The 15,098-nt window shown below is 66.7% G+C and carries 14 protein-coding genes; 9 read left to right on the forward strand and 5 right to left on the reverse strand.

From position 1 onward, the window contains the following. Nucleotides 1–11 precede the first annotated feature (11 nt). From acs to WMK75_RS08650, 4 genes are all read left to right on the forward strand, one after another. Entirely contained in the window at nt 12–1,967 is a 1,956-nt protein-coding gene (acs, locus tag WMK75_RS08635; protein WP_347267273.1) for an acetate--CoA ligase, read from the forward strand. Between the two features lie 190 nt (nt 1,968–2,157). Continuing rightward, nucleotides 2,158–2,466 carry a DUF485 domain-containing protein gene (locus WMK75_RS08640; protein WP_347267274.1) on the forward strand — a complete coding sequence of 103 codons (309 nt, stop codon included), beginning with the start codon at nt 2,158–2,160 and terminating at the stop codon, nt 2,464–2,466. A 38-nt stretch (nt 2,467–2,504) separates the two neighbouring features. Next, nucleotides 2,505–4,178, forward strand: coding sequence for a cation acetate symporter (locus tag WMK75_RS08645; protein WP_347267313.1), 1,674 nt, complete (start codon nt 2,505–2,507; stop codon nt 4,176–4,178). Nucleotides 4,179–4,236: 58 nt separating this feature from the next. Further along, nucleotides 4,237–4,605 carry a response regulator gene (locus WMK75_RS08650; RefSeq protein WP_347267275.1) on the forward strand — a complete coding sequence of 123 codons (369 nt, stop codon included), beginning with the start codon at nt 4,237–4,239 and terminating at the stop codon, nt 4,603–4,605. 20 nt (nt 4,606–4,625) lie between these two features. On the opposite strand, the gene WMK75_RS08655 is transcribed toward WMK75_RS08650, so the two are convergent. Genes WMK75_RS08655 through WMK75_RS08675 form a run of 5 tightly spaced genes read right to left on the reverse strand, consistent with a single transcriptional unit; the run spans nt 4,626 to nt 10,129 of the window. Beyond that, complete coding sequence (locus tag WMK75_RS08655) at nt 4,626–5,636, reverse strand: oligopeptide/dipeptide ABC transporter ATP-binding protein (RefSeq protein WP_347267276.1); 1,011 nt, start codon at nt 5,634–5,636, stop codon at nt 4,626–4,628. Next, on the reverse strand, nt 5,629–6,624 hold the full coding sequence (locus WMK75_RS08660; RefSeq protein ID WP_347267277.1) for an oligopeptide/dipeptide ABC transporter ATP-binding protein: 996 nt from the start codon (nt 6,622–6,624) through the stop codon (nt 5,629–5,631). Before WMK75_RS08660 ends, WMK75_RS08655 begins: the two co-directional genes overlap by 8 nt. 1 nt (nt 6,625) lies before the next feature. After that, entirely contained in the window at nt 6,626–7,549 is a 924-nt protein-coding gene (locus WMK75_RS08665) for an ABC transporter permease subunit (protein ID WP_347267278.1), read from the reverse strand. A 3-nt stretch (nt 7,550–7,552) separates the two neighbouring features. Continuing rightward, the gene (gene oppB / locus WMK75_RS08670) at nt 7,553–8,470 is read right to left on the reverse strand and encodes an oligopeptide ABC transporter permease OppB (protein ID WP_347267279.1); all 918 of its coding nucleotides are present in this window, start codon (nt 8,468–8,470) and stop codon (nt 7,553–7,555) included. A 54-nt stretch (nt 8,471–8,524) separates the two neighbouring features. Next, nucleotides 8,525–10,129 (reverse strand): peptide ABC transporter substrate-binding protein, encoded by a 1,605-nt coding sequence (locus WMK75_RS08675; protein WP_347267280.1) that lies wholly within the window; start codon nt 10,127–10,129, stop codon nt 8,525–8,527. 133 nt (nt 10,130–10,262) lie between these two features. Here WMK75_RS08675 and cobU point away from each other — a divergent pair, with 133 nt between their 5' ends. From cobU to WMK75_RS08700, 5 genes are all read left to right on the forward strand, one after another. Then, a complete protein-coding gene (gene cobU / locus WMK75_RS08680) occupies nt 10,263–10,802 on the forward strand; it encodes a bifunctional adenosylcobinamide kinase/adenosylcobinamide-phosphate guanylyltransferase (protein WP_347267281.1) in 540 nt (179 codons plus the stop codon). Further along, on the forward strand, nt 10,789–11,745 hold the full coding sequence (cobT, locus tag WMK75_RS08685; RefSeq protein WP_347267282.1) for a nicotinate-nucleotide--dimethylbenzimidazole phosphoribosyltransferase: 957 nt from the start codon (nt 10,789–10,791) through the stop codon (nt 11,743–11,745). Before cobU ends, cobT begins: the two co-directional genes overlap by 14 nt. Continuing rightward, nucleotides 11,738–12,535, forward strand: a complete 798-nt coding sequence (gene cobS / locus WMK75_RS08690; RefSeq protein ID WP_347267283.1) for an adenosylcobinamide-GDP ribazoletransferase — start codon at nt 11,738–11,740, stop codon at nt 12,533–12,535. The genes cobT and cobS overlap by 8 nt, the downstream gene beginning before the upstream one ends. 104 nt (nt 12,536–12,639) lie before the next feature. After that, complete coding sequence (locus WMK75_RS08695; RefSeq protein ID WP_347267284.1) at nt 12,640–13,278, forward strand: TRAP transporter small permease subunit; 639 nt, start codon at nt 12,640–12,642, stop codon at nt 13,276–13,278. After that, a complete protein-coding gene (locus WMK75_RS08700; protein WP_347267285.1) occupies nt 13,275–15,098 on the forward strand; it encodes a TRAP transporter large permease subunit in 1,824 nt (607 codons plus the stop codon). Before WMK75_RS08695 ends, WMK75_RS08700 begins: the two co-directional genes overlap by 4 nt.

Consider the following 15,098-nt stretch of genomic DNA (forward strand, 5'->3'; position numbering starts at 1 on the left):
GGAGAAGCGTTATGTCTGTTGATAATGTTGCGAAACACCCCATTCCGCCCGGGTTCGAGGACGCGCTTCTGGACGCGGCCGGCTATCAGAGCATGTATGCCGAATCGCTGTCGGACCCCGACGGGTTCTGGGGCCGCGAAGGCAAGCGGCTGGACTGGATCGTGCCCTATACCAAGGTGAAGAACACCGATTTCTCGCTGGGCAAGGTGTCGATCAAGTGGTTCGAGGACGGGGTGCTGAACGTCTCGGTCAACTGTGTCGACCGCCATCTGGCCACCCGCGCCGATCAGACCGCGATCATCTTCGAGCCGGATGATCCCAAGACCCCGGCCCGCCACATCACCTATGCCCAGCTCTCCGAGAAGGTGAACCGCTTTGCCAACGTGCTGCTGTCGCAGGGCGTGATGCGCGGCGACCGGGTGGTGATCTATCTGCCGATGATCCCCGAGGCCGCCTATGCCATGCTGGCCTGTGCGCGTATCGGCGCCATCCATTCCATCGTCTTCGCCGGCTTCTCGCCGGACGCGCTGGCCAACCGCATCAACGATTCCGGCGCCAAGCTGGTCATCACCGCCGACACCGCCCCGCGCGGTGGCCGCCGCACGGCGCTGAAGTCGAACACCGATGCGGCGCTTCTGCATTGTTCCGACCGGGTGCGCTGCCTGGTGGTCAAGCACACCGGCGACCAGACCACCTGGGTCGACGGCCGCGACGTGGACGTGCTGAAGATGATGGAAGAGGTCAGCCCCGAATGCCCGCCGCGTCCGATGGGGGCCGAGGATCCGCTGTTCATCCTTTATACCTCGGGTTCGACCGGCAAGCCGAAGGGCGTGGTGCACAGCTCGGGCGGCTATCTGCTGTTCGCGGCGATGACGCATAAATACGTCTTCGACTACAAGGACGGCGATGTGTTCTGGTGCACGGCCGACGTGGGCTGGGTCACCGGCCACAGCTATATCGTCTATGGCCCGCTGGCCAATGGCGCCACCACCATCATGTTCGAGGGCGTGCCGACCTATCCCGACGCCGGGCGTTTCTGGGAGGCCTGCGCCAAGCACAAGGTGACGCAGTTCTATACCGCGCCGACCGCCATCCGCTCGCTGATCTCGCAGGGGCCGGAATGGGTCGAGAAGCACGACCTGAGCAGCCTGCGCGTCCTTGGCACCGTGGGCGAGCCGATCAACCCCGAGGCCTGGAACTGGTACAACAAGCATGTCGGCAAGGGCCGCTGCCCGATCGTCGACACCTGGTGGCAGACCGAGACTGGCGGCCACATGATCACCTCGATCCCCGGCGCCATCGAGGCGAAGCCCGGCTCGGCGACGCTGCCCTTCTTCGGCGTGGCGCCGGTGGTTCTTGATGCCACCAGCGGCGTGGTCGAGGCCGGCAACCCCGCCGAGGGCGTGCTGTGCGTGGCCGACAGCTGGCCGGGGCAGATGCGCACCCTCTGGGGCGATCACCAGCGCTTCATGGAGGCCTATTTCCAGCAGTATCCGGGCTATTACTTCACCGGCGACGGCTGCCGCCGCGACGAGGACGGCTATTACTGGATCACCGGCCGCGTCGATGACGTGATCAACGTCTCGGGGCACCGCATGGGCACGGCCGAGGTGGAATCGGCGCTGGTCGCGCATGTGAAGGTGGCCGAGGCCGCCGTCGTCGGCTATCCGCATGCGCTGAAGGGGCAGGGTATCTACGCCTATGTCACGCTGATGAACGGCGTCGAGCCCACGGACGAGCTGCGCGCCGAGCTTGAGAAATGGGTCCGCACCGAGATCGGCCCGATCGCCAAGCCGGACCTGATCCAATGGGCGCCGGGCCTGCCCAAGACCCGCTCGGGCAAGATCATGCGCCGTATCCTGCGCAAGATCGCCGAGGATGATTTCGGCAGTCTGGGCGATATCTCGACCCTGGCCGATCCCAGTGTCGTGGACGAGCTGATCGCCAACCGCATGAACCGCAGCTGAGACCCGGCCGGGCGGCGCCCGCCGCCCCCGCCCTGAAGCCGACCGCGGGCGCTGCCTTCGCCCGCGGGCCGGCCCCGGCTTGGCACCCGTCGCCGGCCCGGGGCCGTGACCCGACAGAGATGCTGTCCCGCCGCAACGTCGAGGAGCCGGGTGGGACAGCCCCCAGATGACAGAGGAGGAGCCTGACCCAATGGAAAAATCATTGGTGGACCGGATCGCCGCAGATCCGAATTATCAAGAACTCAGAAGCAAGAGGTCCCGTTTCGGCTGGATCCTGACCATCCTGATGCTGGTCGTCTATTACGGCTACATCATCATGATCGCCTTCGACAAGGAACTGCTGGCGACGCGCCTGGGTGACGGCGTGACGACGCTGGGCATTCCGATCGGCTTTGGCGTCATCATCTTCACCATTCTCATCACTGGTGTCTATGTGCGGCGCGCCAATAGCGAATTCGACGCGCTGAACGAGAAGATCAAGCAGGAGGCCCTGAAATGAGCCGCAAGATTCTGCCCGCTGGCCTTGCGGCCGGGCTGATGGCCCTGCCGGGCCTGGCGATGGCCGCCGAGGCCATCCAGGGCGCCGAAAAGCAGGCGACCAACTGGACCGCGATCATCATGTTCGCCGCCTTCGTGGTGATGACGCTGTTCATCACCAAATGGGCCGCGGCCCAGACCAAGTCGGCGGCGGATTTCTATACCGCCGGCGGTGGCATTACCGGCTTTCAGAACGGCCTGGCGATCGCCGGGGACTACATGTCGGCGGCCTCGTTCCTGGGGATTTCGGCGGCGGTGATGTCGAACGGCTATGACGGGTTGATCTATTCGATCGGCTTCCTGGTCGGCTGGCCGATCCTGACCTTCCTGATGGCCGAGCGGCTGCGCAACCTGGGCAAGTTCACCTTTGCCGATGTGGCCGCGTTCCGCTTTGCCCAGACCCCGGTGCGCATCTTCGCCGCCTCGGGCACGCTGGTCGTCGTGGCCTTCTACCTGATCGCGCAGATGGTCGGCGCCGGCGCGCTGATCCAGTTGCTGTTCGGTCTGGACTACTGGATCGCCGTGGTGATCGTCGGCATCCTGATGATGGTCTATGTCCTGTTCGGCGGCATGACCGCCACCACCTGGGTGCAGATCATCAAGGCCTGCCTGCTGCTGGGCGGCGCCAGCTTCATGGCCTTCATGGTGATGTGGAAATACGGCTTCTCGCCCGAGCGCATGTTTGCCGATGCCGTCCGCGTCAAGGCCGAGATCGCCACGGCAGGCGGCGCCAGCGCCGAGGATGCTGCCGCGGCCGGTCAGTCGATCATGGGTCCGGGCAAGTTCATCAAGGATCCGATCTCGGCCATCAGCTTCGGTATGGCGCTGATGTTCGGCACCGCCGGTCTGCCGCATATCCTGATGCGCTTCTTCACCGTGCCTTCGGCCAAGGAAGCGCGCAAGTCGGTGATGTGGGCGACCACCTGGATCGGCTATTTCTACCTGTTGACCTTCATCATCGGCTTTGGCGCCATCACGCTGGTGCTGACCGACTCGAGCTTCCTCGATGCCGAAGGCAAGCTGGTGGGCGGCGTCAACATGGCCGCCGTGCATCTGGCCAGCGCCGTGGGTGGCAACATCTTCCTCGGCTTCATCTCGGCCGTGGCCTTCGCCACCATCCTGGCGGTGGTTGCCGGCCTGACGCTCTCGGGCGCCTCGGCGGTCAGCCATGACCTCTACTCGACGGTGATCAAGAACGGCAACCCGCCTCCGGGCAGCGAGCTGCGCGTCTCGCGCATCACCACCATCGCTCTGGGCATCCTTGCGGTGATCCTTGGCATCGCCTTTGAAAAGCAGAACATCGCCTTCATGGTCTCGCTGGCCTTCGCGGTGGCGGCTTCGGCGAACTTCCCGGTGCTGTTCATGTCGGTGCTGTGGAAGGACTGCACCACCAAGGGCGCGGTCGTCGGCGGTTTCCTGGGCCTTGCGTCCTCGGTGATCCTGACGGTGCTCTCGCCCTCGGTCTGGGAAGCGACGCTGGGCAATCCCGAAGGTTCCTCGCCCTTCCCGTTCACCTCGCCGGCGCTGTTCTCGATGCCGCTGGCCTTCCTCGGCATCTGGCTGGTGTCGAAGATGGACAACAGCGAACGGGCGCGCAAGGACCGCGCGGGCTATCTGGCCCAGCAGGTGCGCTCGGAAACCGGGATCGGTGCGGCCGAAGCCTCGGCACACTGACCGCATCGGCCCGCCTGTCATGGGCGGGCCGTCATCCGGCAAGGCGGGGGCTGAACCCATGGCTCGCATCCTGATCGTCGAGGACGAGGACAATATCGCCACCGTGCTGGAGTTCCTGCTGTCGCGCGCCGGCCACAGCCACCACAGGCTGGCCAGCGGCAGGGGCGCGCTCGAGCGGATCCGCAGCGAGCGTCCCGACCTGGTGCTGCTCGACATCATGCTGCCCGACATCTCGGGCTATGAGATCGTCGAGGGCATGCGCGCCGATCCGGGCCTGCGCGATGTGCGGGTGCTGATGATGACGGCGCGCGGTTCGGTGGTCGAAAAGCGCAAGGGGCTGGCGCTGGGGGCGGATGGTTTCATCGCCAAGCCCTTTGAACTGGCCGAGCTCAGGGCCGAACTGGCCCGGCTTCTGGGGGCCGCCTGAAAGGGCGGCCCTTCTTCCATTCAGGCGCAGGCCGCCAGTTCCGCCGCGGTCAGCGGCCCGGGGAAATGGCAGGCGGTCAGATGCGCGCCGCCCGTCAGCGCGGGCACCTCGCTGGCGCACAGCGCCTGGGCGCGCGGGCAGCGGGTGCGAAAGACGCAGCCCGAGGGCGGGTTCATCGGCGAGGGCAGCTCGCCCCCCAGCGGAATGATGCGCTTCTGGCGTTCCAGCTGCGGGTCGGGGATCGGCACCGCCGAGAGCAGCGCCTGGGTATAGGGGTGCTGCGGCCCGGCGTAAAGCGCCTCTGCCGCCGCCAGTTCCATCACCCGGCCCAGATACATCACCAGCACGCGGTCGCTGATATGCTTCACCACCGACAGGTCATGAGCGATGAAGATCAGCGCCAGGCCCAGGTCGCGCTGCAACTCGGCCAGCAGGTTGATCACCTGCGCCTGGATCGACACGTCCAGCGCCGAAACCGGCTCGTCGCAGATCACCAGTTTCGGCGCCACGATCAGCGCCCGGGCGATGCCGATGCGCTGGCATTGCCCGCCCGAGAATTCATGCGGATAGCGGTTGATCTGGTTCGGAAGCAGGCCCACGCGGTCCATCATGTCCTTGACGCGGGATTTCACCTCGTCGCGGCTGAGGCCCTTGTGATGCGTGGTCAGCGGCTCGGCGATGATCTGGCCCACGGTCATGCGCGGGTTGAGGCTGGCCAGCGGGTCCTGGAACACCATCTGGATCTGGCTGCGGTATTTCAGCATCCGCCGCGGCGAAAGCCCGACCAGATTATTGCCGTCCTGCCAGATGGCACGGCCGGTGGCCGGCACCAGCCCGATCAGCGCCCGCGCCAGGGTGGACTTGCCCGAGCCGGATTCGCCGACGATGCCCAGGGTCTCGCCCGGCATCAGGTCGAAATCGACCCCGCCCACCGCCTGAAGCTGGCGCGGCGGCGTCCAGGGCAGGGCGCCGGGGGCGGGGATGGGAAAGCTGACGCGCAGATCGCGCACCGAAAGCAGCGGCTCAGGCATGTGCGACCTCATGTGCGGGTGGGGCGCGCAGCGCGTCAAGGCTGGCGTGGCAGGCGCGCTCGCGCCCGGGGGCAAAGCCCAGCAGCGGCGGCATCACCTCGCAGGCGGGCATGACATAGGCGCAGCGCGGGGCAAAGGGGCAGCCGGGCGGCGGGTTGGTCATGTTGGGCGGGCTGCCGGGAATCGCCGAAAGGGGATCGTCGCCGTGATCGACGCGCGGGATCGCCGCCAGCAAGCCGCTTGTATAGGGATGCGCCGGGTCGGCAAAGATCGGATCGACCGGCGCGCGCTCCATCACCCGGCCGCCATACATGACCATGACGCGTTCGCATGACCCGGCGACCACGCCAAGGTCATGGGTGATCAGCACCAGCGCCATGCCGAATTCGCGGCGCAGCCCGGCCAGCAGTTCCATGATCTGCGCCTGCACGGTCACGTCCAGCGCCGTCGTCGGCTCATCGGCGATCAGCAGTGCCGGGCGGCAGAGCAGCGCCATGGCGATCATCACCCGCTGGCGCATGCCGCCGGAAAATTCGTGCGGGTAAAGCCGGATGCGGCCGCGCGCGTCGGGGATCTTCACCGCGTCCAGCATGCGCGCCGCCTCGGTCACGGCATCAGATTTGCCCATGTCCTTGTGCAGCATCAGGACCTCTGCCATCTGGTCCGAGACGCGCATATAGGGGTTCAGGCTGGTCATCGGGTCCTGAAACACCATGGAGATGCGCCGGGCGCGGATGCGGTTCAGCACCGCCGGCGGCGCATTCAGGATCTCGGTGTCCTCGAAGCGGACCGAGCCCGTGGCGCGGCCGTTCCTGGCCAGCAGCCCCATGATCGCAAAGGCCAGCTGCGACTTGCCCGAGCCGGATTCCCCGACGATGCCCAGGGTCTCGCCGCGGTCGAGATCAAGGCTGATGCCGTTCACCGCCGCCACCTCGCCGTCGGTGGTGGCAAAGCGCACGTTCAGGTCGCGGATGGAAAGCAGGGCCATGTCAGCGGTCCTTGGGGTCAAGGGCATCGCGCAGGCCGTCTCCGACAAAGAAGAAGGCAAACAGCGTGATGCAGAAGAAGAACAGCGGAAAGGCCAGCTGCCACAAGGTGCCATAGTTCATCGTGCCCGCGCCCTCGGAGATCAGCGCCCCCCATGAGGTCAGCGGCTCCTGCACGCCAAGGCCCAGGAAACTGATGAAGCTTTCCGACAGGATCATCAGCGGCACCAGAAGCGTGGCATAGACGGCGACCACGCCCAGCAGGTTCGGCACGATATGGCGCAGCACGATGCGCCAGGCCGGAACGCCGGTCGCGCGCGCGGCCTCGATGAATTCGCGATGTTTCAGGCTTAGCGTCTGGCCGCGCACGATGCGCGACATGTCCAGCCAGGAAATCAGCCCGATGCCCAGAAACAGCATCGACATGGATCGCCCGAACATGACCAGCAGAAGGATCAGCACGAACATGTAGGGAATGGACATCAGGATATCCACGGCGCGCATCATCAGCGCGTCCGTGCGCCCGCCGACATAGCCCGAGGTGGCGCCGTAAAGCGTGCCCACGATGACGGCGATGGCGGCGCCGATCAGCCCGACGGCAAGGCTGACCTGCGTGCCCTGCACGGTGCGCGAAAACAGGTCGCGCCCCAGATCGTCGGTGCCGAAATAATGCCCGTTCGCCCAGTTGGGCGCGCCCAGCTGCGCCGCCTGTCCCATGACGGAAAAATCCATCTCCTCGTTCGACCAGACGGCGATCTGGTTGCCGAAGATGGCAAACAGCCCGACCAGCACCAGGACCACCAGCCCGACCATGGCGGCCTTGTTGCGGCGAAAGCGGCGGCGGGCGTCGGCCCAGGGGCTGCGGCCCCTGACCTCGGGGGCGGCGAGGCGCGCGGCCAGCGACTGCATCTGTTGACTGTCGATCATCGGTCAATACCTGATCTTGGGGTCGATCCATGCGTAAAGCACATCGACGACAAGGTTGAACAGGATGGTCAGCGCGCCGACCAGAATGGTGATGCCCATCATCACCGCATAGTCGCGGTTCAGCGCCGAATCGACGAAACTGCGGCCGATGCCGCCGGTCGAGAAATACATGTCCACCACCACCGAGCCGGTGATCATGGTGACAAAAGCCGGGCCCAGATAGCTGATTACCGGCAGCATCGCGGGTTTCAGCGCATGGCGCAGGATCACCGCGCGTTCCGGCAGGCCCTTGGCACGGGCGGTGCGGATATGGTTCGAGCCCAGCACCTCCAGCATCGAGGACCGGGTGATGCGCGCGATCGAGGCCATGAAATGCGTCGAGAGCGCCACCACCGGCATGATCCAGTAGATCGGCCCGCCCCAGCCTCCGCCCGGCAGCCAGCCCAGCCACAGGGTGAAAATCAGCACCAGGATCGGCGCCATGACGAAATTCGGCAGCACCTGCGCCCCGATCGAGACGCCGATGGCCAGATAGTCGATCCCGGTGTTGTGCCGGATCGCCGCGGCGACGCCCAGGGATACGCCCACCGCAACCGCGATGACAAAGGCGATGCCGCCATAGGTCAGCGTCACCGGAAAACCGGCGGCGATGATCTGGTTCACCGTGCGGTCGGGATAGACGAAACTGGGGCCGAAATCGAAATGCGCCACGATCCCCCAGACATAGCGGGCGATCTGCTGCCACAGCGGCAGGTCGAGGCCGTATTTCGCGTTCAGGTTGGCCAGCACCTGCGGCGGCAGGGCGCGTTCCTGGGTAAAGGGTCCGCCGGGGGCGGCATGCATCAGAAGAAACGAGACGACGATCAGCAAGAGCAGCGTCGGAATGGCGACGGCAAGGCGGCGCAGAATGAAGGCGATCATGGCGGGAACTCGGGCCGGGCTGGGGGGCGACCCGGCAGGGCCGCCCCCCGGCGGTCATTTCTGGATGCGGTAGATGTCCTTGGCCAGCCAGTCGTTCATCACGTTTTCCGTTGGCAGGCCCTTGATGTCGTCGCGGATCATGTCGACCTTGGCATATTGATAGACCGGCACCAGCGGCATGTCCTCAGCCAGGATCTTTTCGGCGGCGCTGTATTCCACGTTCGGATCGGCCGAGACCTTCGAGGCGTCCATCAGCTTGTCGAACTCGGGGCTGGAATATTTGCCGTAGTTCATCCCCGTGGTGCGGAAGTAATCGAGAAAGGTCGAGGCCTCGTTGTAGTCGGCGCACCAGGCATAGCGCGCCAGTTCGAAATCGCCGGCCTGCATGCGGTCGGTGTGCACCTTCCATTCGACATTGTTGAGCGTGATCTCGACGCCCAGTTGCTTGTAGAACTGCTGCGCGGCGACGGCGATCTTCTTGTGGTTCTCGTCGGTGTTGTATTGCAGCGTCAGCTTCAGCGGGTTGTCCGGGCCATAGCCGGCCTCGGCCAGCAGCGCCCTGGCCTTTTCCATGCGCTCGGCCTGGGTCCAGCCGGCATAGTCGATCTCGGGCATCTTGAAGCCCTCGATGGCCCAATGCGTCCAGTTATAGGCCGGCTTCTGCCCGCCTTGCAGGATCTGGTCCACCACGATGTCGCGCTGCATGGCATAGGACAGCGCCTTGCGCACCCGCGGATCCTTCAGCGCCTGCGGCCCCTTTTCGCCGACGTTCATCAGATAGGCATAGGTGCAGGCATAGGGAATCGACACCGCCTGGTCGGGAAATTCCTGCTTGAGGCGCGGATACTGGCCGGCCGGGATCTGCACGCGGTCCAGTTCGCCCGCCTGATAGCGGGTCAGGGCGATATTGTTGTCATTGACCGTCAGCCCCTTGATCTGCTGCATCACGACATTGGCCGCGTCCCAGTAGGCGGGGTTCTTCTCCATGCTGATCTGCACGCCCAGGTCGTGGCCGGTCAGCACGAAGGCGCCGTTGCCGACCAGCTTGCCGGGCTGGGTCCAGTTGTCGCCCTCGGCCGCGACGACCTTGGGGTTCACCGGGAAGGTCGAGCCATGCGTGACCATCTTGGGGAAATAGGGCGTGGGGGTGGTCAGGCGGACCTCAAGCGTGTGGTCGTCCAGCGCCTTGACGCCCAGTTCCTCGGGCTTCTTCTCGCCCTTGACCACGGCGGGGGCGTTCTCGACGTTCATCAGCTCCATGTACCAGGCGTATTCCGAGGCGGTGGCCGGATCGGCCAGGCGGCGCCAGGCATAGACGAAATCGCCTGCAGTGACCGGATCGCCATTCGACCATTTCGCCTCGGGGCGCAGATGGAACGTATAGGTCAGCTTGTCGTCCGAAACATCGAATCCCGTGGCGACGCCGGGAATCGGCGCGCCCTTGGCGTCCTCGTTCAACAGCCCCTCAAAAAGCTGGCGGATGATGTCCGAACCCTCGACATCGGTGTTCTTCTGCGGATCGACGGTCTTGATCGCGTCGAGCAGCCAGAAGGTATAGTTCTGTTTTTCCGCCAGCTTCTCGCCCTCGGCGGGCTGGACGGCCATGGCGGGCAGGGCGATCGCCGCGGCAAGCGCGGTGGTCAGCAGGAAACGGGTCATCGGGGCACCTCTCTGGTCTGGGCCATGCCTTCCGCGGGCATGTGGATTGCCGGAGGCTGACCGCAAACCCCGCATCCGGCAAGGGGGCATTTGCCGCTTTCACAACCGCAGGTCATGTGCCAGAACCGCAGGCATGAGCCTTGCATCCCGCATCATCCTGGTCACCGGCGGCGCCCGCTCGGGCAAGTCGGCGCTGGCGGAGCGCCTTGCGGCGCGCTTTGCCGGCCCGCGGCTTTACCTGGCCACCGCCGAGGCGCGCGACGACGAGATGACGCAGCGAATCGCCGGCCACCGCGCCCGCCGCGGCGCGGGCTGGCAGACGATCGAGGAACCGCTGGACCTGGCCGGCGCATTGGCGCGCAGCGACGGGCAGGGGGTGCGGCTGGTCGACTGCCTGACGCTGTGGCTGTCGAATGCGATGATGGCGGGCGATCCCGGGCCGCGGCTGCAGGCGCTGGACGCGGCGCTGCGGGCGCAGCGATCGCCGGTGGTTCTGGTCACGAATGAACTGGGTCTGGGCATCGTGCCTGAAAATGCACTTGCGCGCCGCTTCCGCGATGAGCATGGCTGGATGAACCAGACCGTCGCCGCCCTTGCCCATGAGGTCTGGATGGCCGTCAGCGGCCTGCCCCTGCGCCTGAAACCGGAAAGAGAGTGCCGTGAAAGCTTATGACGAATCCGCCGCCGCCGCCGCCCGCGCCCGTCAGGCCGAACTGACCAAGCCGCCGGGGTCGCTGGGCCGGCTCGAGGAACTGGCGATCTTCATGGCCGGCTGGCAGGGCCGCGAGCGGCCGCAGATCGCCCGCGCCCAGGCCTTGGTCTTTGCCGGCAATCACGGCGTGACCGCGCAGGGGGTGAACCCCTTCCCGGTCGAGGTGACGGCGCAGATGGTCGAGAATTTTCACCATGGCGGCGCGGCGATCAACCAGCTTTGCCGCCTGGCCGGGGCCGATCTGCAGGTGATCGCGCTGGATCTGGCGCGCCCGACCGGCGATTTCACCCGCGGCATGGCGCTTGAGACGGCGGATCTGATCGCCTCGATCCAGACCGGCAAGGACGCGGTGGACCCGCAGGCGGATGTGATCTTGCTGGGCGAGATGGGCATCGGCAACTCGACCGTTGCCGCGGCGCTGGCGGCGGCGACCTTCGGCGGCACCGCCGCGGATTGGGTCGGCCCCGGCACCGGCGCCGACGGGCAGGTGATGGCCAACAAGCTGCGCGCCGTCGATCAGGGCCTTGCCCGGCACAAGGGCGCGGCCACCGCCGCCTCGATCCTGGGCAGCTTTGGCGGGCGCGAGCAGGCGGCGATCTGCGGCGCGGTGATCCGGGCGCGCGAACTGGGCATCCCGGTCATCCTCGACGGGTTCATCTGCTCGGCCGCGGCGGGCGTGCTGCTGGTCAACGACCGCCAGGCGCTGGACCATTGCCTGATCGGCCATGAAAGCGCCGAGCCGGGGCATCGCCGCCTGATCGCCTGCCTCGGCAAGACGCCGGTGGTGACGCTGGACATGCGCCTGGGCGAGGGCTCGGGCGCGGCGGTGGCGCTGCTGATCCTGCGCGCGGCGCTGGAATGCCACAACGGCATGGCGACCTTCGCCGAGGCGGGGATTGGCTAGGCGCCTGGCCGAGGCCGCCACGGCGCTGGTCTGGCTGACGCGGCTGCCCGCGGGGCGGCTGATCGGCACGCCGGCGCCGGTGCTGGCGCAGGCGGCCTGGGCATTCCCGCTGGCCGGGCTGGCGGTGGGGCTGCTGGCGGCGCTGGTGCTGGCGCTGGCGGCAGTGCTGCATCTGCCGCCGGGACTGGCCGCGCTGTTGGCCGTGGGCGCGATGATCTGGACCACCGGGGCGCTGCACGAGGACGGGCTGGCCGATCTGGCCGATGCCGCCGGTGCCCGCACCCCCGAGCGGCGTCTTGAGATCATGCGCGATTCCCGCATCGGCAGCTACGGCGTGCTGGCGCTGATCATGGTGACCGGGCTGCGGGTCATGGCGGTGGCGGCGCTGATGGCGCGGGATGCGCTGCTGGCGCAGGCGGCGCTGGTCGGCATGGCCATGGCCTCGCGCGCGGGGGTGGTCGTGGCGCTGGCGGTCATGCGGCCGGCGCGCGCCGACGGGCTGGGCCGGGCGGCCGGGCGCCCCGGCGGCGGCGCGCTGGCGGTGGCGCTGTGCTTCGGGGCGGCGGCGCTGCTCTTGCCCTCGTGCTGGCTGGGCCTGCCGGGCTGGATGGGGCTGATTGCCGCGGTCGCGGCGGCACAGGCCTGGCTGGCGCGCCGGGCCGGGCGGGCTCTGGGCGGGCAGACCGGCGACGTGCTGGGCGCGCTGCAGCAGGTCGGAGAGGCGGCAGGCCACCTGGCGTTGCTGGTTCTGATTCAGGCCGTTACGGCACAGGGCCCGGGTTTTTCTTGAACGCGCCGGGCGCTTCGTTCATAGCGGACGCCTGAACACAGGGGCCGGCACCAACGGCCAGACGCCCGGCGCAACGGGCGGACGAAACGGGGGAGGGTCGTCTCATGCTTGCCCTGCTGGGGCTTTCGCGCGGCATTGATCGCATGAACACATTCATCGGGCGCAGCGCCAGCTGGCTGATCCTGGCCGCGGTGCTGATCAGCGCCGGCAATGCCGTGGTGCGCAAGGTGCTGAGCGTGTCGTCCAACGCCTGGCTGGAGTTGCAATGGTATCTCTACGGTGCCGCATTCCTGGGCGCCGCCGCCTATACGCTGAAGGAAAACGAACATATCCGCATCGACATCATCTACGGCATGTGGAGCCGGCGCGGCCAGCACTGGATCGACCTGATCGGGCATCTGTTCTTTCTGATGCCCTTTGTCACGGTGATGCTGTGGTTCCTGTTCCCCTGGGCGCTGGATTCGATCCGCAGCGGCGAGGTCTCGACCAATTCCGGCGGGTTGGCGCTGTGGCCGGCCAAGCTGTTGTTGCTGACCGGCTTTGTGCTGCTGTTCTTTCAGGGCATTTCCGAGATCATCAAGAAGATCGCGGTCATGCGCGGCCTGATCGAGGACCCCAACCCCTTCGTCTCGCAGCACGAGGCCGCGGCGCTTGAGGGCGACACCATGATGCGCGAGATGCGCGCGCTGCAGGATGATGACGCAAAGGACGGGGATGCGAAGGACGGGGACGCGCGCAAATGATGGAATTCATCGCGCTGAACATGGCACCGATCATGTTCGCCTCGCTGGTCGTCTTCCTGCTTTACGGCTATCCGGTCGCTTTCGCGCTGGCCGCGAACGGGCTGATGTTCTTTGTCATCGGGGTCGAACTGGCACCGCTCTCGGGTGGCTCGATCAACCTCAGCTGGCCGCTGCTGAACGCGATGCCGGAACGCTTCTGGGGGGTGCTGGCGAACGAGACCCTGCTGGCGGTGCCCTTCTTCACCTTCATGGGCATCGTGCTTGAGAAATCGGGCATGGCCGAGGACCTGCTGGACACCGTGGGTCAGCTGTTCGGCCCGATCCGCGGCGGCCTGGCCTATGCGGTGATCATCGTCGGCGCGCTCTTGGCGGCGACGACCGGGGTGGTCGCGGCCTCGGTCATCGCCATGGGGCTGATCTCGCTGCCGATCATGCTGCGTTACGGCTATGACCGGCGCATTGCCGCGGGCACCATCGCCGCCTCGGGAACGCTGGCGCAGATCATCCCGCCCTCGCTGGTGCTGATCGTGCTGGCCGACCAGCTGGGCCGCTCGGTCGGCGACATGTACAAGGGCGCGCTGATCCCGGGTCTGGTGCTGACCGGCATCTACATGGCCTATGTCTTTGTCATGTCGATCCTGCGGCCGAACGCCCTCCCGGCGCTGCCCAAGGAGGCGCGCACCCTGGGCTCGGGCGTGACCTCGCTCTTGCTGGCGCTGGCGCTGACCGGGGCGATGACCTGGCTGGCGTTTGGCTGGCTGCATCCGACGCATGGCAAGGACGCCGACATCCTGGCGCCGGCGCTGGCCATCGTGGTGATCTATGTGCTTGCGCTGCTGGACAAGGGGCTGCGCGTCAACCTGATGTCGCGGCTGGCGCAGCAGGTGATCATCGTGCTGATCCCGCCTCTGGCGCTGATCTTTCTGGTGCTGGGCACGATATTCCTGGGCATCGCCACCCCCACCGAGGGCGGCGCCATGGGTGCGGTCGGCGCTCTGCTGCTGGCCGGGGTCAAGGGGCGGCTGAACTATGACGTGATCCGCCAGGCGCTCTTGGCGACGACGCGGCTTTCGGCCTTCGTCATGTTCATCCTGATCGGGGCGCGGGTGTTCTCGCTGACCTTCTACGGCGTGAACGGCCATGTCTGGGTCGAGCATCTGCTGACCTCGCTGCCGGGGGGCGAATACGGCTTCCTGCTGGCGGTGTCGCTGCTGGTGTTCCTGTTGGCCTTCTTTCTCGACTTCTTCGAACTGGCCTTCATCATCGTGCCGCTGCTGGCGCCCGCGGCCGAGGCCATGGGAATCGACCTGATCTGGTTCGGCGTGCTGCTGGGGGTGAACATGCAGACCAGCTTCATGCATCCGCCCTTTGGATTTTCGCTGTTCTTCCTGCGTTCGGTGGCGCCCAAGGTGCCCTATGCCGACAAGGTGACGGGCAAGATGATGCAGCCGGTGACCACGGGCCAGATCTATTGGGGGGCGGTGCCCTTCGTGGTCATCCAGATGGTCATGGTCGGCGTGGTCATGCTGTTCCCGGGCCTGGTCATGCATTACAAGGGCGCCCCGGTCGACACCTCGAATATCCAGGTCGAGATCCCGGCGGTCGGCGGACTTGGCGGGCTGGATGGCGGTCTGGGTGGTGCACCGGCGCCATTCGGCCAGCCGGCGGCGCCTGGCGGCATTCCCGCGCCCGGCGGGCTGGGCGGGGTGCCGAATTTCGGAACGCCGGCGCCGACCCCGGCCCCGGCGCCCTCGGGCGGGCTTGACCCGCTGGCCGGCCCGCCGCCAAGTCTTGCCGCCCCGGCAAAGCCCGGGGACTGA

It is taken from the genome of Paracoccus sp. (in: a-proteobacteria) (assembly GCF_039808215.1).
Classification (GTDB): Bacteria; Pseudomonadota; Alphaproteobacteria; order Rhodobacterales; family Rhodobacteraceae; genus Paracoccus.

Bases quoted from the DNA above. Each gene is read 5' to 3' on its own strand.
- oppB (WP_347267279.1), bottom strand. From the start codon at position 8,470: ATGATCGCCTTCATTCTGCGCCGCCTTGCCGTCGCCATTCCGACGCTG.
- WMK75_RS08650 (WP_347267275.1), top strand. From the start codon at position 4,237: ATGGCTCGCATCCTGATCGTCGAGGACGAGGACAATATCGCCACCGTG.
- WMK75_RS08655 (WP_347267276.1), bottom strand. From the start codon at position 5,636: ATGCCTGAGCCGCTGCTTTCGGTGCGCGATCTGCGCGTCAGCTTTCCC.
- acs (WP_347267273.1), top strand. From the start codon at position 12: ATGTCTGTTGATAATGTTGCGAAACACCCCATTCCGCCCGGGTTCGAG.
- WMK75_RS08695 (WP_347267284.1), top strand. From the start codon at position 12,640: ATGCTTGCCCTGCTGGGGCTTTCGCGCGGCATTGATCGCATGAACACA.
- cobU (WP_347267281.1), top strand. From the start codon at position 10,263: ATGAGCCTTGCATCCCGCATCATCCTGGTCACCGGCGGCGCCCGCTCG.
- WMK75_RS08700 (WP_347267285.1), top strand. From the start codon at position 13,275: ATGATGGAATTCATCGCGCTGAACATGGCACCGATCATGTTCGCCTCG.
- WMK75_RS08665 (WP_347267278.1), bottom strand. From the start codon at position 7,549: ATGATCGACAGTCAACAGATGCAGTCGCTGGCCGCGCGCCTCGCCGCC.
- WMK75_RS08675 (WP_347267280.1), bottom strand. From the start codon at position 10,129: ATGACCCGTTTCCTGCTGACCACCGCGCTTGCCGCGGCGATCGCCCTG.
- WMK75_RS08660 (WP_347267277.1), bottom strand. From the start codon at position 6,624: ATGGCCCTGCTTTCCATCCGCGACCTGAACGTGCGCTTTGCCACCACC.
- WMK75_RS08645 (WP_347267313.1), top strand. From the start codon at position 2,505: ATGGCCCTGCCGGGCCTGGCGATGGCCGCCGAGGCCATCCAGGGCGCC.
- WMK75_RS08640 (WP_347267274.1), top strand. From the start codon at position 2,158: ATGGAAAAATCATTGGTGGACCGGATCGCCGCAGATCCGAATTATCAA.